The following is a 15,874-nucleotide window of genomic DNA, read 5'->3' as shown; positions in this document are numbered from 1 at the left end:
TGCGGAGCCACGTACTGTGATCATCTGATCACGGGGGGATTGGGTGTGATCGAACGGCTGGGCCGGTCCATTCGCGCGCGCCTGGCGCTGTTCGCCAGCGTCGCCATGGCACTGCTGTGCCTGGCGGCAGGCGCGCTTTTCCTGTGGGTGGGGCACAGGATGGCCGTCGACATCCGTACGAAAGAGGTGACCAGCGCCGCGCTGCACGTCGGCCACGACGTCCAGCGGAACCATGTGCGCTCCCTGACGGGCTTCGATCTGAAAGGCCTCCAGGTCATCGACTCGACCGGCCAGGTGGTGGCCTCGTCGCCGAACCTGGAGGGCCTGCCGCGCCTGACCACCGTGGCGCCCGACCCCAACAGCCCCAGCCGCACCGATGTGCTGTGCCGGTTGCCCCAGCTCGACAACGACTGCCACATCACGGCCGCCGTCCGGATCTTCGACGAGAGCGGCGACTGGTTCGTCTACGCCTACGACGCCACCGTGCCCTGGTACATCCACCCGTACGTGCTCGCCGTGCTGGCCGTGGTGAGCGCGGCGCTGGTCGCGATCACCTGGTTCGGCGTGTCCAAGGTGGTGGCCAGGACGCTCGCGCCGGTGAACCAGATCACCCACAGGCTGACCGAGATCAACTACGGCGACGAGACCATGCGCGTGCCCGTGCCCGAGAAGGCCGAGGAGATCAAGGCGCTCGCGGAGGCCGCCAACCGCACGCTCGCCCGACTGGAGGCCGCGATGGACCAGCAGCGCCGGTTCGCCTCCGACGCCTCGCACGACCTGCGCAGCCCGATCACCGCCATGCGCGCCGAACTGGAGTCGGCGATGCTCGCCCCCGACGAGACCGACTGGCGCGAGACCGGCGGCAAGCTGATGGCCAGCCTCGACCGGTTGCAGAACATCGTCGCCGACCTGCTGACGCTGGCCAGGCTCGAAGCGGGCGCCCCCTCGCGGCTCGAGTCCGTCGACCTGGCCGAACTGGTCGCCGCCGAGACCACCCGGCCGCGGTCGAAGAAGATCGTCACCGCGCTGCAGCCCGGCGTGGTCGTCACGGGCGACCGGCTCAAGCTGGCCCGCCTCCTGACGAACCTGCTGGACAACGCCGAGCGGCACGCCGAGAGCACGATCATCGTGACCCTGCGCAGGAACGAGGAGGCCGTGCTGGAGGTGCTCGACGACGGCGCGGGCATCGCGCAGGACCAGCGCGAGGTGGTCTTCCGGCGCTTCACCCGGCTGGACGCCTCGCGCAGCCGCGACGCCGGTGGCACCGGGCTGGGCCTGCCCATCGCCCGCGAGATCGCGCAGGCCCACCGCGGCACCCTCAAGATCGAGGACTCCGACACCGGCGCGCGCTTCGTGCTGCGATTGCCGATACGAAAGGAGTGATTGTGGGTATGAGAAATTTTCCGCCCCTTGATGGACCCATGGGCGCGCACGATTACCGGACACCGGAGGTGAGTTACTCGCTGTGACTTCAGGGTTCAGCCGATTACGGCGTGAGGATTTACTGAAGACGGCCTGCGAGGTCATCGCGGAACGTGGGTTCGGGCACACCCGGACCATTGACATCGCCAGGGCCGCCGGAGTGAGCCAGGCGCTGCTGTTCTACCACTTCGAGACCAAGGATCGGCTGTTCGCCCAGGCCTTCACCTACGCCGCCCGCCAGCACCTCCACTCGCTCGAACACATCGACGAGTCCAAGGGCCCGCCGCTCGAGCGGCTGCGCACCCTGCTCAAGCTCTCCTCCCCGGCGATCCCCACCGAGGGATGGCGGCTGTGGATCGACGCGTGGCCCGAGGCGATGCGCAACCCCGAGCTGGAGGCGATCTCGCGCCGCATCGACTCCCGGGGCCGGCTGGTGCTCCGCGCGATCATCGAGGCGGGCATGGCGGGCGGCGAGTTCAAGTGCGAGGACCCCGACGGATCCACGTGGCGGATTCTCGCGCTTGTGGACGGGCTCGCGATCCAGACGCACGTGCATCCCAAGGTGCTGACCAGGCGCAAGGTGAACACGCTGATCCGTGCGGCCACCGCGGCCGAGCTCGGGCTCTCCCCGGAAAACCTGTGACCCTCCCCTCTTCCGACGCTATTGGATGCTCCGTACAATTAGCGGCGAGGAGAGGAGCACGCGATGGCATCCGCACCGAGCTCTGCCACCGCCCGCGAGCGCGACGAGCAGGTCGCCGGCAGGAGCGCCTACCGAGCGGTCATCGAACGCCTCTCGAAGGCGTCGGTCGACAAGCACTGGGAGCCGTACCGGGACATCCCGTGGGATGACCCCGAGTTCGCCGTGGACCCGGCCGATCCGCGCTGGGAGCTGCCGGAGGTCGACAAGCTGGGTGGCCACCCGTGGTACCGCAGCCGCCCGCCCGAGGTGCGGGCGGCGATCGGGCTGTGGCGGGTGGCCACCGCGATGAAGGTCGGGCTGCAGTTCGAGAACCTGCTCAAGCGCGGGCTGCTCAACTACGCCTACCGGCTGCCTAACGGGTCACCGGAGTTCCGGTACGTGTATCACGAGACCATCGAAGAGGGACATCACGGGATGATGTTCCAGGAGTTCGTGAACCGCACCGGCTTACCGATCCGCGGGATGCCCGGCCCGCTGTCGGTGATCGCGCAGGTGGCGCCGTGGATCCCGCTGATCTCGACGGAGCTGTTCTTCGTGTTCGTGCTCGGCGGCGAGGACCCGATCGACCACGTGCAGCGCAAGGTGCTGAAAGACGAGCGGGCGCACCACCCGCTGGAGGAGACGATCATACGGATCCACATCGCGGAGGAGGCCAGGCACATCTCCTTCGCCCGGCACTACCTGCGTAACCGGGTGCCCCGGATGCCCGCGTACCGGCGGCTCCTGCTGGGGATCATCTCGCCCGTCATCCTCGGCGTGATGGCCCGGATCATGCTGGCGCCCCCGGGGCCGATGATCCGGCGCTTCCGCATCCCGCCCCACGTGGTGGCGGAGGTCTACCTGCGCAATCCCGCCGCCAAGCGGGAGATCCGCGACTCGGTGGGCAGGACGCGCGAGCTGTGCGCGGAGATCGGCCTGATCAACCGGTTCACCCGGCGGATCTGGCGGGCGATGGGCATCTAGCCGTTCGGCCGGGGCGCCGCAGGAGCGCCGAACGTCATCGCGAGCTGCTCGATGGCCGAGTCCCCGTGGCCCGGGCGGTGCTTGGCGTAGTAGGGGCCGCGCCGCCGAACAGGTCCGTCATGGATGGGACCATATACGGGTTCGATGTCGTCGTTGCTGGAAGGTTCGGATCTTTGAGGCGGCTACTCACGGTCCTGCTGCTCGCCTTCGCCGCCGCTGGGATCGCTGTTCCCGCGGCTCAGGCGCACAACGTGCTGGTCTCCAGCGACCCCAAGGACGGGGCCACGCTGACGGCCGCGCCCGCGCGGATCACGCTGGTGTTCGACCAGGCGGTGCGGCAGGGGTACGCGCAGGTGGGCGTGACGGGCCCGGACGGGTCCTCGTGGGCGGACGGGTCCGCGGAGGTGGCCGCCGAGCGGGTGTCCGTACGGGTCAAGCCGCTGCCGGCCGGGGGCGCCTACGCGGTGGGCTACCGGATCCTGTCGGCCGACGGCCACCCGGTCACCGGCAAGATCACCTTCACCCTCTCCGCTGGCGCCCCGGCCGACAGCGCCACCGGCGCAGGCGCCCCGGCCGACAGCGCCACCGGGCAGGCGGCGCGCGACATGAGCGCGGAGGCCGCCGAGGCCGCGGCCAACGGCGGCGCGGGCATGGCGATGGTGTGGATCGTGGGCGCCCTGCTGCTGCTCGCCGCCGGCACCGTGGTGGCCCTGCGCCGCTCCGGCCCGGCCGCGGCGACGCCCGTCCCGGTCACGACCGGAGGAGCCCCGCCCGAGGCGGCGCCCGTCCCGGCCGCCGCCGACGAAGATCGGTCCGGGGCCTCCGACGAAGGGGCCCGGGCATGAGCGTCGCCGCGCCTCCCCTCCCCCGCCGGCGCGTCGGCGGGGGGCTGGTCGTCGGGGCGTTCGGCGTCTGCGCGGTCGTCGCCGCCGTCGCGGCCAGCACGTTCACCGCGCAGGAGGCCGTCCCCGGCATCCCCATGCCCGGCCCGCTGGTGTCCGTCGGGCTGCCGGTCGTGCGCGTGCTGCTCGACCTGGCCGCCGTCGCCGTGGTCGGGCTGAGCCTGCTGCCCAAGCTGCTCGGGTTCGACGCGCCCGAGCGGACCGAGCCCGTCATGCTCAGGGTGCGTCCGCTGGCCGTGCTCGCCGCCTGGGCGTGGGCGATCTGCGCGCTGCTCACCATCGTGTTCCAGACGGCCGAGCTCAATCCCGGCAGCGTGCCCACGTTCGGGATGATCGCCGCCTACGTCGAGACCGTCGGCACCGGTCAGGGGCTGCTGTTCAGCGCGGCGTGCGCGCTGGCGGCGGCGGGCATCGGGCTCATGGCGGTGCGCTTCGGCGAGAAGGTGCCCGCCGAGCTGCGGGTGATCGTGGCGCTGTTCGGGCTGCTGCCCATCCCCGTCACCGGGCACGCCGTGAACTCGATCTGGCACGACCCCATCATGGTCTCGATGGAGATCCACGTGATGGGCGCGGCGGCGTGGACGGGCGGGCTGGTGGCCACGGCCGTGTTCCTGGCGCCGCATCGGGAACTGCTGGCCGTGGTCCTGCCCAGGTTCTCCAGGATCGCCACGGTGTGCCTGCTCCTGGTCGGGTTGTCGGGGCTGGTCAACGGGCTCGGCACGATGGCGCTCACCCCCGGCGTGACGCTCCCCGACGCGTTGCTGACCAGCCACTACGGCGTGCTGGTGGTGATCAAGACGGTCCTGGTGGCCGCACTGGTGCCGCTGGCCGCCCACATCCGCTTCCGCCTGATGCCCGCCGTACGCGAAGGCCGGGCCACCGCCCTGGTGGGCTGGGCGGCGGCCGAGGTGGGCGTGATGGGGCTGGCCTACGGCGTGGCGGTGGCGATCACCCGGGCCTCGATCGGCTGAGCCTCGCGCCGCCTGCCGGCCAGCCATTCGACCGCGAGCCAGGCGACCAGCAGGCCGAGCCCCGCCCAGAGCGCCGACGACGTGGCCAGCGGGGGCGCTCCGAGCAGCCCCTTCTGGTCCTTGATCGCGCTGTAGACGCCGCCCATGATCGCGTTCTGCGCCATCAGCGCGCCGTAGGCGGCGGCCGTGGCACCGGCGGTGCCGAGCACGGCCCGCACGTACGGCAGGCGCACCAGGAACGCGAGGTCCACCACCAGCCCCGCGACGACCAGGAAGAACGGCACCGCCGACGGCGGGAACCCGGTGAACGTCAGCAACGGCCAGAGCACCGTGCGAACCCCCACGTAGGCCGCCGCCACCAACGTGGCCGCCCCGAACCTGCCGATCAGCGCCCTGGCCGCGACCAGCACCGAGACCCCGACGACCACCGCGTAGACGGGGTAGAGGAAGTCGGGGACGGGCAGCGAGAACGCCTCCATCATCGCCCGGTCGATCGGCCGCTTCATCTGGTCGGCCGCGAACTCGAGCAGGATCGGCTCGGCGTAGACCGCATGGTTGTCCCAGGCGCCGATCGACAGGATGCCGTACTCCTGGTGCTGCTCGGGGAAGTGCACGTTCTCCAGGAAGAACGCGAGGAACGCGCCCAGCACGACGGTCCGCTCCCGGCCCGGCGGCGCCCCCATGAACCAGCCGCGGACCACGCCCGCGATCATGAAAAACGTTCCGAGGTAGAGCATGATGTGCGACGGGCTCCACGAGGTGATGTCGAGCCCGTTGACACGGTGGTTGATCAGGTCGAGCGGGACCGCGACCAGGAAGATCCCGGTGCCCCACTGGATCAGCCGGAGCGCCGCCTTGTCCACGCCGTAGCCGGTGTAACCGTGGATGATGGTCAGCGCGACGGCGATGGCCGTGCCCGCGGAGTTGAGCAGGTGGGGCGGGGCGAGGTCATCCCGCAACCACTTGAAGTGCCATGAAACGTCCCACGCCGAGCCGAGCAGCTTGAGCGTGAACGCCACCAGCCAGCCGAAATAGAGCACCCTGAACAGATCCTGCGGCGTCTCACGCCCCGCCTGGCCCCTGGTCCAGTACGGCAGGGCCCACGCTGCGGCCCTCTTGAGAGATGCTGGAGACTTCACGGGACTGAATCTTACGGTTCCGCACGTTGCGGTGTTGCTGGGGTAATGCCAGGCAATGTAACCGCAGGTCCGAGCTACGCCGAGGCCCGCAGAGAGTACAGGAGCGGGATCCTCGGGGCGCCCTCCGGGACGTGGTAGCTCCCCTGGTCGCCGACCAGGGTGCCGAAGCGGCGGAAGAACGTGCGGTCGTGCTCGCGCAGGAACTCGACGCGCAGCCCCGCCGCCGTCACCGCGCTGACGACCTCGCCGAGGCCGTGCTGGAACTGCACGGAGGTCTGGTGCTCCAGGATCTCGCTGCCGGTGTAGGTGTGCGGGTACTCCCAGACGTGGGGCCCTCGATCGAAGTAGTCGTGGGTGACGGTGGTGCCCGTCTCGTCGTCCAGGATGTCGGCGAACGGATGGAACTCCGCGAGATACAGGAATCCGCCCGGCTTCAGCAGCGCGGCGACCGTCCGCGCCCAGCTCGTGAGGTCGGCCAGCCACACCAGCGCCCCGAGGCCGGTGTAGACGATGTCGTACGTGGCCCCGCCGAGCGCCTCGGCCGCGTCGTAGACGTCGGCGGTGACGAACTCCGCCGGGAGGCCGCACTCGGCGGCGATGGCCCTGGCCTGCTCGATGGCGGCGCCGGAGAAGTCGAGGCCGGTCACCTCGGCGCCGAGCCGGGCCCAGGACAGCGTGTCCAGGCCGAAGTGGCACTGGAGGTGCAGCAGGCGGCGGCCGGTCACGTCGCCGACCTCGTCCCGCTCGAACCCCCGCAGGGCGTTCCGGCCCGCCTTGAAGCCTTCGACGTCGTAGAAGTCGCTGGCGACGTGGATGGGGACCCGCCCGTTCCAGTTGGCCCTGTTGACGTCCAAGTAGTCCATGGGTGGGAGCGTAGGCGAGCCTCCCGTCCCGCCGCCCCCGGTTTTTCCGCCCGGCAGCGGGGCGGGTCCGGTCAGGGGCGCCTGCTCGTCAGGCGTACCGGGAGGTGCTTGAGCCCGTTCTGGAAGTTGGACGTCAGCCGGCGCGGGGTGCCCACCGGCTCGACGTCCCAGTCGCGCAGCAGCTCCGTGAACACCGAGCGGAACTGCGCGCGAGCCAGGTGGGCGCCGAGGCAGAAAGTCGTACTTCCGCCCTATACCGGCGCCCGGACAGGATGCAAGCGACCGGGCCAGGAGCGGCGGGGCGGTCCTGGGGGCATCATGAGCGCGTGACTCCAGCAGACGCAGAGGCGATCCTCCAGGAATACTTCGCCCCCTGGATCCAGCGGCTCGGGCTGCGCGTGGAGGAGGTGGGCGAGCGCCACGCCGTCGTGCGGCTCCCGTGGTCCGACGACCTGGCCCGCGAGGGCGGCGGGCTGTGCGGCCAGGCGATGATGGCCGCCGCCGACACCGCCACGGTCATCGCCATCTCCTCGGCCCGCGGCACGTTCGTGCCGATGACCACGGTGCAGCAGTCGACGACGTTCCAGCGGCCGGTGATGGGCAAGGACGTCCTGATCGACGTCCGCATCACGAAGCTGGGCCGCACCCTGGCCTTCTCCGACGTCACCCTCACGGCCGCGGGCAGCTCCGAGAGCGTCGCCCATGCGACGACCGTCTATGCCATCCTGGCGTGATCCCGCAGCACAGGACCTGATCTCAGGGATCTCTCAGGTGCGGAAAGTAAGCTCACGGCCATGAAGCGTGTGGCCGCGCTGGTAGCGGCGCTCGCCCTCATCGGGGTGACGACGTGGCTCGTGTGGCCGTCGGCTCCCAAGGTGCGGGGCCAGGACCAGAGGATCAGCGTCGTCGACGGACCGTCCGACGACCAACGGGTGGAGCTCGACACGACCTTCTTCCCGCCGCCCGACGGCCGGAAGGCGCCGGCCGTGCTGATCGGGCACGGCTTCGGCGGCAGCAAGCAGAGCGTGCGAGAGCAGGCCATCCGCGTCGCCCAGCAGGGCTACGCCGTGCTGACCTGGTCGGCGCGCGGGTTCGGGCGCTCGACCGGCGAGATCGCGCTCAACTCGCCCGACTACGAGGTCAAGGACGTCAAGCAGCTGATCGACTGGCTGGCCAAGCGCCCCGAGGTCCAGCTCGACGCCGCTAACGACCCGCGCGTGGGCATCGCGGGCGGCTCGTACGGCGGCGCCATCGCCCTGATGACGGCCGCCTACGACCAGCGGGTCGACGCCATCGTGCCCCAGATCACCTGGGCCGACCTGGCCGACGCGCTCTTCCCCAACGCCGCCGCGCAGGGCAGCGGCCCCGCCGCCATCGGCCAGGACGCCGCCAATGGGGTCTTCAAGCGCATGTGGGCGGGCATCTTCTTCGGCCAGGGCGTCTCGCTGGACAGCTTCGCGGCGCGCGGAGAGCGGCAGGCCGCCGGGCCGCTGACGGCCGAGCAGGCGCGGTGCGGCAGGTTCCAGCCCGCGATCTGCGACGTCTACCAGCAGGTCGCCAAGGACGGCAAGGCCACGCCGGAGGCCGTCGCCCTGCTACGCAAGTCGAGCCCGATCACCGTGGCCGGCCAGATCAAGGCGCCGACCCTGCTCATCCAGGGCCAGCGCGACTCGCTCTTCCCGCTCGGCCACGCCGACGCCAACGCCAAGGCGATCGCCGCCGCCGGCACCCCGGTGAGCCTGGCCTGGTTCGACGGCGGGCACGACGGCGGCAACGGCGAGGCGGACTGGGTGTTCGAGCAGTCCACGGCCTGGTTCGCCCGCTACCTGAAGGGCGACAAGTCCGCCCCCGCGGTGAGCGCGTTCACGGTGACGCGCGACGGCGGCCGCGACCCCGGCACCCGCCAGCGCATCCGCCTCCACCCCGAGGCCGCCTCCTACCCCGGTCTGGCCGGCACCGGCACCACCACGGTCCAGCTGAACGGCCCCGCCCAGAACATCGTCAACCCGCCCGGCGGCGCGCCCGCCTCCATCTCGACGGTGCCCGGCATCGGCGGCCTGCTGGGCGGCGGGCAGAGCAACACGAGCGTGTCCATCGACATGCCGGGCCAGAGCGCCGCGTTCGAGTCCCGGCCGCTCACCGCCCCGCTCCAGCTCACCGGCAGCTCCACGGTCAGGGTCAGGGTGTCGGGCAAGGGCGAGGCGACGCTGTTCGCCAAGCTGTACGACGTGGCCGACGGCATCCAGCCGCCCGCCCTGCCCGCCGGGCTGGTGGCGCCGGTCCGGGTGACGATCCCGGAGGGCGCGGGCAGCGCGGAGGTCACCGTCACCCTGCCCGCCGTGGACTACCGCTTCGCCGTGGGCCACCGGCTCCGCCTGGTCCTGACCACGACGGACATGGGTTTCGCGACCGCCGCCGCGCCCGCCGCGTACCAGGTGTCCCTGGCCTCTCCCGCGCTGGCGGTGCCGACGGTCCGCACGCTGGCCGCCCCGCCGACCGGGGTGGCGTGGTGGGTGTGGGCGATGCCGCTGGCCGCCGTGGTCGTGGCCGCCGTGCTGCTGGCGACGGGGCGCACGCCGTCCCGCGCCCGCCTGCGCCGCCGGCCCGTGCCCAGCACCCTGGGGAACGGCGACTCGCCCGACGCTTCGGTGGATGGCGGCATCCCCCGCCCGGCCCTCGACGGCGAGTCGCAGGGTGGGTCCGGTGACGCGGCGGTCCCGTTGGAGATCAGCGGGCTGACCAAGGCGTACCGGAACGGTGAGCCGGCCGTGGACGGGCTGTCGTTCCGCGTCGAGCAGGGCCAGGTCCTGGGCCTGCTCGGGCCGAACGGCGCGGGCAAGACGACCACGATGCGCATGATGATGGGCCTCATCCAGCCGGACGGCGGCGAGATCCGGATCTTCGGCGACCGCGTCACGCCTGGAGCGCCCGTGCTGTCCAGGCTCGGGTCGTTCGTCGAGGGGCCGGGGTTCCTGCCGCACCTGTCCGGACGGGACAACATCGAGCTCTACTGGGCCGCCACCGGACGGCCCACCGCCGACGCGCACTTCGACGAGGCGCTGGAGATCGCCGGCCTGGGCAAGGCCCTGGAGCGGGCCGTGCGCACGTACTCGCAGGGCATGCGCCAGCGGCTGGCCATCGCCCAGGCCATGCTCGGGCTGCCGGACCTGCTGGTGCTCGACGAGCCCACGAACGGTCTCGACCCGCCCCAGATCCGGGAGATGCGCGAGGTGCTCAAGCGCTACGCGCGCGACGGCCGTACCGTGATCGTCTCCAGCCACATGCTGGCCGAGGTCGAGCAGACCTGCAGCCACGTCGTGGTCATGCACCGGGGCCGACTGGTCTCGGCCGGGCCGGTGTCGCGGCTGCTCACCTCGGCCGCCGTCACCACCAACGGGCACGGGCCGCGCCTGGAAGACGTGTTCCTCGACCTCATCGGAGACAAGTCATGACCGTCGCCGCGCCGGAGCAGGCACCGGGACACGCGCCGGGGCACGCACCCGGATACTCGCCCCATCGCACGCTGCCGCTGCGCGTGGAGATCGTCAGGCAGTTCAAGCGGCGGCGGACGCTGGTCATGTTCGGGCTGCTGCTGGCGCTGCCGTGGATCCTGGTGATCGCGTTCCAGTTCGGGCCGCAGTCCAGCGGGCAGGGGCAGTCGTCGCTGCGCATCTCCGACCTGGCCACGGCGAGCGGCCTGAACTTCGCCGCGTTCGCCCTGTCGGTGTCGGCCAGCTTCCTGCTGGTGGTGGCCGTCGCGCTGTTCTGCGGCGACACCGTGGCCAGCGAGGCCAACTGGTCGTCACTGCGCTACCTGCTGGCCGCGCCGGTCCCCCGCGACCGGCTGCTGCGGCAGAAGCTGATCGTGGCGCTGGGCTACTCGGCGGCGGCGGTGATCTGCCTGCCGCTGATGGCGCTGCTCGCGGGCACGCTGGCGTTCGGCTGGAACGACATCCAGGTGCCCGGCACGGGCGAGACGATCCCGGCCCTGGACGTGCTGCCGCGCTTCGGCATCGTGATCGGGTACGCGCTGGTCAGCCAGCTCGTGGTGGCCGCGCTCGCGTTCCTCGTCTCCACCATGACCGACTCCCCGCTCGGCGCGGTCGGCGGGGCGGTCGGGCTCTGGATCGTGTGCAACATCCTGCAGGCGGTGGAGGCGCTGGGGTCGCTGCGCGAGTTCCTGCCCACGTTCTGGAACAACGCCTGGCTCGACGCGCTGGCGCCGGAGCTGGACTGGAGCGGCATGGCGAAGGGGGCGTCGGTGTCGGTCACGTACGCCGCCATCCTCATCGCCCTCGCGTTCCGGCGCTTCCGGCGCAAGGACGTGGTGAGCTGAGCGCTAGGCCCAGTCGAACGACCTGGCCACGGCCTTCTTCCAGCCCGCGTACGCCTCCTCCCGCCGCTCCTCGCTCCACCTGGGCTCCCAGCGGCGGTCCTCCGCCCAGTGCGCCCGCAGCTCCGAGACGTCCTTCCAGTAGCCGCAGGCGAGCCCGGCGGCGTACGCGGCCCCGAGCGCGGTGGTCTCCGACACCACCGGGCGGCTGACCGGGACGCCGAGGATGTCGGACTGGAACTGCATGCACAGGTCGTTCGAGGTGACGCCGCCGTCCACCTTGAGCACGTCGAGGACCACGCCGGAGTCCTGCTGCATCGCCTCCACGACGTCGCGGCTCTGGTAGCAGATCGCCTCCAGGGTGGCCCTGGCGAGGTGGGCGTCGGTGTTGTAGCGCGACAGGCCGACGATCACGCCGCGGGCGTCGGCGCGCCAGTACGGGGCGAACAGCCCGGAGAACGCCGGCACGAAGTACATCCCCCCGGAGTCCTCCACCTGGCGGGCGAGCGCCTCGCTCTGCTCCGCGGAGGTGATGACGTGCAGCTGGTCGCGCAGCCACTGCACCGCCGAGCCGGTCACCGCGATGGACCCCTCCAGCGCGAACACGGCCGGCTGGTCCCCGAACTTGTAGGCGACCGTGGTGAGCAGCCCGCTCCGTGAGCGCACGCGGTCGGTGCCGGTGTTGAGCAGCAGGAAGTTGCCGGTGCCGTAGGTGTTCTTGGCCTCGCCGGGCGCGAAGCAGACCTGGCCGACGGTGGCCGCCTGCTGGTCCCCCAGGATCGCGCTGATCGGCACCTCCCCGCCGACCGGCCCGTACGGGAGCGTGGTCCCGTACATGGCGGGGTCTGCCGACGGCCGGATCTCGGGCAGCATCCGGCGCGGGATCCCGAAGAACGACAGCAGCTCGTCGTCCCAGTCGAGCGTCCCCAGGTCCATCAGCATGGTGCGGCCGGCGTTGGTCACGTCGGTGATGTGCACGCCGCCTCTGACGCCGCCGGTGAGGTTCCACAGGGTCCAGGTGTCGGTGTTGCCGAAGACGGCCTCGCCGCGCTCCGCGTCCTCGCGGACGCCGTCCACGTTCTCCAGGATCCACTGGATCTTGCCGCCGGAGAAGTACGCCTCCGGCCGCAGCCCCGTCCTGTCGCGGATGACCTCCCCGCGTCCGTCCTGCTCCAGAGCGGCGGCGATGCGGTCGGTACGGGTGTCCTGCCACACGATCGCGTTGTAGTACGGGCGGCCGGTCCGCCGGTTCCAGACGACCGTGGTCTCGCGCTGGTTCGTGACGCCCAGGGCCGACAGGTCCTTGGCCTGCAGCCCGGCACGCTGGATCGTCGTCTGGATCACGGCCGCCGTCACCGTCCAGATCTCAATCGGGTTGTGCTCGACCCAGCCCGCCTTCGGCAGGATCTGCTCGTGTTCGAGCTGGTACTTGGCCACCTCGGCGCCGTCGTGATCGAAGATCATGAATCGGGTGCTGGTGGTGCCCTGGTCGACGGCTCCCACGAACTCGGGCATGTCATTCTCCTCTGCAAGATTCCGGTCAGATCTCCACCGGCTGCACGACGCCGCGCTCCTCGCTCGGCGGGAGGAACCGGGCGATGCACGCCTGGTAAAGGCCCGCCCCGACGAGAGCACCGCACAGCGGGCCGACGATCGGCACCCAGAAGTACGGGTCGCCGTGCTGATCTCGCCAGGCGGTGGAGTAGCCGGTGAGGTAACTCGCCAGGCGCGGCCCGAAGTCGCGGGCCGGGTTGATCGCGTAGCCGGCGTCGGTGCCGAAGGACATGCCGATCCCCACGATGAGCAGGCCGATGACCACGGGGCCGAGGTTCGCGCCGGGTGCCATGTTGGCGACGTCGGACACGGCGAAGATGACGAACAGCAGGATGGCGGTGCCGATGATCTGGTCGCGGAACCCGCCCCACATGTCCACCGGCAGCACCCCGTTGCCGGGCAGGGTCGAGAAGACGCCCTGGGTCTTGATCGTGTGCCCGGGGTCCACCATGGACAGCACCTCGGTGTAGTTCCACCGGACGATGAGCGCCGCGACGAAGGCCCCGGCCGTCTGCGCCAGCGCGTACGGCACGACCTTGCCCCAGGCGAAGCCGCGGAAGACCGCGAACGCCAGCGTGACCGCCGGGTTGAGGTGCGCGCCCGTGGTCCGGCCGGCGACGTAGACGCCGAGCGTGACGCCGATCCCCCAGGCCCAGGCGATGCTGTCGTGGTCGCCGAGCCCGCCCGCGACCACCTGGGCGACCACGCCGACCCCGAACAGAATGAGCACCATCGTCCCGGCGAACTCGGCGATCAGCTCGCCGGTCAGCCCCATCCGCTCGCGACGTCCGGCCACCGCTCCTCCTTGCGCACGTGATCGTCGTGTGGCATTCCCGATTTCCAGGAATGCATACGATTCGTGCGCTATATGTCACGCAAAGTGACGTCAGAGGGTGCGGCTGAAGGTCACCAGGGCGGTCCCCGGGCCGTTGTAGCCGGGGACGGGCTCGCCGACCTCGAACCCCATGCGGCCGTGGAAGGCGATGGACGTCCGGTTGACGGGCGAGGTGATGGCCTTCACGACGCGGCGGTCGTGGCGGCGCGCCAGGTCGAAGAAGCGCTCGTACATGGTGCGCGCGAGGCCGCCCGTCCTGGCCTCCGGGGAGACGCCGACGAAGTGGATGTACGCCTCGTCGGGCTCGGACGGGGATATGAACCCGATCAGGAACCCCGCCAGGCCCGCCGGACCCTCCGCGATCAGGCTCGTCCGGTGGAAGTGGTCGAGGAAGAGCCTGGGCAGGGAGGGCAGGATCGGCCGCCCCCACCAGTCGTCGACGACGGCGGCGATGGGGTCGTAGTCGGCGGGGGTGGCGGTGCGCAGCTCGTACGGGGTCATTGCTCCTCTTGCGTCGATCGGGTCAGTGGCCGTCAGCTCTTGCGTCGATCGGGTCAGTGGCCGTCAGCTCTTGCGTCGATCGGGTCGGCGACCGTCAACCGGCCCGTGCGGCGATGGTCCGCGCGCACTCCAGCGACTCGGTGTGCGTGGTGTCCACCTCCAGGTCGTACGTCACGCCCTGGTGGACGATCTCCGCCTGCGACTCGGCCATCCCCCGCACCCGGTCTCCCCGGGCGATCTCGCGGCCCGCGGCCACCGCGCTCTCGCACTTGACGCCGACCCACAGCACGTCCAGCCCGGCCAGAGCCTTCTGCCACCGCTCCTGGGACGCCGCTCCTCCAAGGAAGACGTCGTCGATGATGACCCGGGCGCCCGCGCGGACCATCGCGGCGATTCCCTCCGCCCACGCCGCGTCCAGCATCCGGAACTCCGGCCCGACGCTCACCCCGCCGTCCGGAGCGAACTCGATGCCCGCCTCCGACCCCTGCATGGACGCGGGCATCGCCTCAAGCAGCGAGTCGACCCCGAAGGCAAGCCACGGCCGCGGCAGGACCGCCTGCAGGCACCGGACGATCCCGGACTTGCCCGAGCTGGAGCCGCCGTTGAGCACGATCACTTGAGTTGTCACCGGCCCCACAATAGGGGCGCTCCCGACCAGGCCGGAAAGGCTTTTTCGCGGCGTTCCCGTCGCCCGGCCGGTGCTCACGGCGTACGCGGGTCGCCGCCCCCTTCCGCCGCCGCGCCCGTTCTCGTCGTCGCCCGCGTCGCGGCGGTGTCGTGCCGGTGCCGCGGGCCGAGCACGCGCAGCAGGTCCAGCGCCTCGGCGCCGCCGGGCGGCGGGGTGAAGACCCGCAGTCGCTGGTCCGCCGCGGGCGTCGCCAGCACCTCGCAGTCGAACTCGATCCTGCCGAGCTCGGGATGCGTGAGCCGGTAGGGGTGTGACCGGCGCACCGCGACCTCGTGCCGGTCCCAGAGCGTCGCGAACTCGGCGCTGGCCGCCTGGAGCCGCGTGACGAGCGTGCGGGATGCCGCGTCGTCCCCGCGGCGGGCCACCGCGGCGCGCAGGTCGGCGACCAGCTGCCGGGCGTGCTCCTCGTGCTCCTCTACCGCGAAGTGGGCGCGTACGTCCGGCTCGGTGAACCAGCGCAGCACGATGTTGCGGTCCTCCCTGGCCACCGTGCACACGCACCCGAACAACGCCTGCGCCATGTCGTTCTGCGCCAGCAGGTCGCCCAGATCGCTCAGGACCTGGACCGGAACGCCGTCCAGCCGGTCGAGGACGTACAGCATGCTCGGCCGCAGGTACTCCCCGGCGCGCGCCCCCTCCGGCGGGCGGTGCCCGGCGAGCAGGTACAGGTGGTCCCGCTCGTCGATGGTCAGCCGCAGCGCGCGCGTCAGCGCGGCCAGCAGCTGAACCGAGGGCTGCGGGCTCCTGGCCTGTTCGAGGCGCATGTAGTAGTCGGCCGACATCCCGGCGAGCGCCGCGACCTCCTCGCGGCGCAGTCCCGGCGTGCGCCGCCGCGGTCCCTCGACCAGCCCGACGTCCCGTGGAGCCAGCCGTTCCCGGGACCGGCGCAGGAAATCGGCGAGTTCGTCGCGGTTCATCACCATATCGGTAGTGATATCACCGTTCGCCAAACGCATCCTGGGACCGCCGATCCTAGGGAGACCGCTCCGCTCCCGCGCCG

The 15,874-nt window shown here is 71.3% G+C and carries 16 protein-coding genes; 8 read left to right on the top strand and 8 right to left on the bottom strand.

The genetic code is table 11. From position 1 onward, the window contains the following. The first annotated feature begins 45 nt into the window (after positions 1 to 45). The 5 genes from ACIBQ1_RS50740 to ACIBQ1_RS50720 all read left to right on the top strand — a co-directional run bounded on the left by ACIBQ1_RS50740 (position 46) and on the right by ACIBQ1_RS50720 (position 4,961). The gene (locus ACIBQ1_RS50740; protein WP_397289270.1) at positions 46 to 1,383 is read left to right on the top strand and encodes a sensor histidine kinase; all 1,338 of its coding nucleotides are present in this window, start codon (positions 46 to 48) and stop codon (positions 1,381 to 1,383) included. Between the two features lie 82 nt (positions 1,384 to 1,465). Next, the gene (locus ACIBQ1_RS50735) at positions 1,466 to 2,065 is read left to right on the top strand and encodes a TetR/AcrR family transcriptional regulator (RefSeq protein ID WP_397289268.1); all 600 of its coding nucleotides are present in this window, start codon (positions 1,466 to 1,468) and stop codon (positions 2,063 to 2,065) included. A gap of 63 nt (positions 2,066 to 2,128) precedes the next feature. Next, positions 2,129 to 3,088 (top strand): diiron oxygenase, encoded by a 960-nt coding sequence (locus tag ACIBQ1_RS50730; protein ID WP_397289266.1) that lies wholly within the window; start codon positions 2,129 to 2,131, stop codon positions 3,086 to 3,088. 173 nt (positions 3,089 to 3,261) lie between these two features. After that, complete coding sequence (locus ACIBQ1_RS50725; protein ID WP_397289265.1) at positions 3,262 to 3,933, top strand: copper resistance protein CopC; 672 nt, start codon at positions 3,262 to 3,264, stop codon at positions 3,931 to 3,933. After that, a complete protein-coding gene (locus ACIBQ1_RS50720) occupies positions 3,930 to 4,961 on the top strand; it encodes a copper resistance D family protein (protein WP_397289263.1) in 1,032 nt (343 codons plus the stop codon). The genes ACIBQ1_RS50725 and ACIBQ1_RS50720 overlap by 4 nt, the downstream gene beginning before the upstream one ends. On the opposite strand, the gene ACIBQ1_RS50715 is transcribed toward ACIBQ1_RS50720, so the two are convergent. The 3 genes from ACIBQ1_RS50715 to ACIBQ1_RS50705 form a co-directional block, all read right to left on the bottom strand. Further along, complete coding sequence (locus ACIBQ1_RS50715) at positions 4,919 to 6,100, bottom strand: hypothetical protein (RefSeq protein WP_397289261.1); 1,182 nt, start codon at positions 6,098 to 6,100, stop codon at positions 4,919 to 4,921. The two genes, ACIBQ1_RS50720 and ACIBQ1_RS50715, sit on opposite strands and share 43 nt — an antisense overlap. Positions 6,101 to 6,174: 74 nt before the next feature. Continuing rightward, positions 6,175 to 6,963 carry a class I SAM-dependent methyltransferase gene (locus ACIBQ1_RS50710; RefSeq protein ID WP_397289259.1) on the bottom strand — a complete coding sequence of 263 codons (789 nt, stop codon included), beginning with the start codon at positions 6,961 to 6,963 and terminating at the stop codon, positions 6,175 to 6,177. A 71-nt stretch (positions 6,964 to 7,034) separates the two neighbouring features. Then, positions 7,035 to 7,157: a hypothetical protein gene (locus tag ACIBQ1_RS50705; RefSeq protein WP_397289258.1), complete on the bottom strand. Its 123-nt coding sequence runs from the start codon at positions 7,155 to 7,157 to the stop codon at positions 7,035 to 7,037. A gap of 132 nt (positions 7,158 to 7,289) precedes the next feature. On the opposite strand from ACIBQ1_RS50705, the gene ACIBQ1_RS50700 reads away from it, so the two are divergent. From ACIBQ1_RS50700 to ACIBQ1_RS50690, 3 genes are read left to right on the top strand one after another with little or no spacing between them, the layout of a single operon-like run. Then, complete coding sequence (locus ACIBQ1_RS50700) at positions 7,290 to 7,697, top strand: PaaI family thioesterase (protein WP_397289256.1); 408 nt, start codon at positions 7,290 to 7,292, stop codon at positions 7,695 to 7,697. A gap of 60 nt (positions 7,698 to 7,757) precedes the next feature. Continuing rightward, the gene (locus ACIBQ1_RS50695) at positions 7,758 to 10,415 is read left to right on the top strand and encodes a CocE/NonD family hydrolase (protein WP_397289254.1); all 2,658 of its coding nucleotides are present in this window, start codon (positions 7,758 to 7,760) and stop codon (positions 10,413 to 10,415) included. Further along, a complete protein-coding gene (locus ACIBQ1_RS50690; protein WP_397289252.1) occupies positions 10,412 to 11,299 on the top strand; it encodes an ABC transporter permease in 888 nt (295 codons plus the stop codon). The genes ACIBQ1_RS50695 and ACIBQ1_RS50690 overlap by 4 nt, the downstream gene beginning before the upstream one ends. A gap of 3 nt (positions 11,300 to 11,302) precedes the next feature. Here ACIBQ1_RS50690 and glpK read toward each other — a convergent pair whose 3' ends face one another. The 5 genes from glpK to ACIBQ1_RS50665 all read right to left on the bottom strand — a co-directional run bounded on the left by glpK (position 11,303) and on the right by ACIBQ1_RS50665 (position 15,791). Further along, positions 11,303 to 12,811 carry a glycerol kinase GlpK gene (glpK, locus tag ACIBQ1_RS50685; protein WP_397289250.1) on the bottom strand — a complete coding sequence of 503 codons (1,509 nt, stop codon included), beginning with the start codon at positions 12,809 to 12,811 and terminating at the stop codon, positions 11,303 to 11,305. A gap of 25 nt (positions 12,812 to 12,836) precedes the next feature. Then, positions 12,837 to 13,646 (bottom strand): MIP/aquaporin family protein, encoded by an 810-nt coding sequence (locus ACIBQ1_RS50680; protein ID WP_397289248.1) that lies wholly within the window; start codon positions 13,644 to 13,646, stop codon positions 12,837 to 12,839. A 90-nt stretch (positions 13,647 to 13,736) separates the two neighbouring features. Beyond that, a complete protein-coding gene (locus tag ACIBQ1_RS50675; protein WP_397289246.1) occupies positions 13,737 to 14,186 on the bottom strand; it encodes a GNAT family N-acetyltransferase in 450 nt (149 codons plus the stop codon). 94 nt (positions 14,187 to 14,280) lie between these two features. Then, a complete protein-coding gene (gene cpt / locus ACIBQ1_RS50670) occupies positions 14,281 to 14,814 on the bottom strand; it encodes a chloramphenicol phosphotransferase CPT (protein WP_397289244.1) in 534 nt (177 codons plus the stop codon). Positions 14,815 to 14,888: 74 nt separating this feature from the next. Further along, positions 14,889 to 15,791 (bottom strand): helix-turn-helix transcriptional regulator, encoded by a 903-nt coding sequence (locus tag ACIBQ1_RS50665; protein WP_397289242.1) that lies wholly within the window; start codon positions 15,789 to 15,791, stop codon positions 14,889 to 14,891. Positions 15,792 to 15,874 lie beyond the last annotated feature (83 nt).

This window comes from Nonomuraea sp. NPDC050153, assembly GCF_044460125.1.
In the GTDB taxonomy this organism is placed as follows: Bacteria; Actinomycetota; Actinomycetes; order Streptosporangiales; family Streptosporangiaceae; genus Nonomuraea.
The sequence above is the reverse complement of the archived record's forward strand: the minus strand, read 5'-3'. Positions and strand labels throughout refer to the sequence as shown.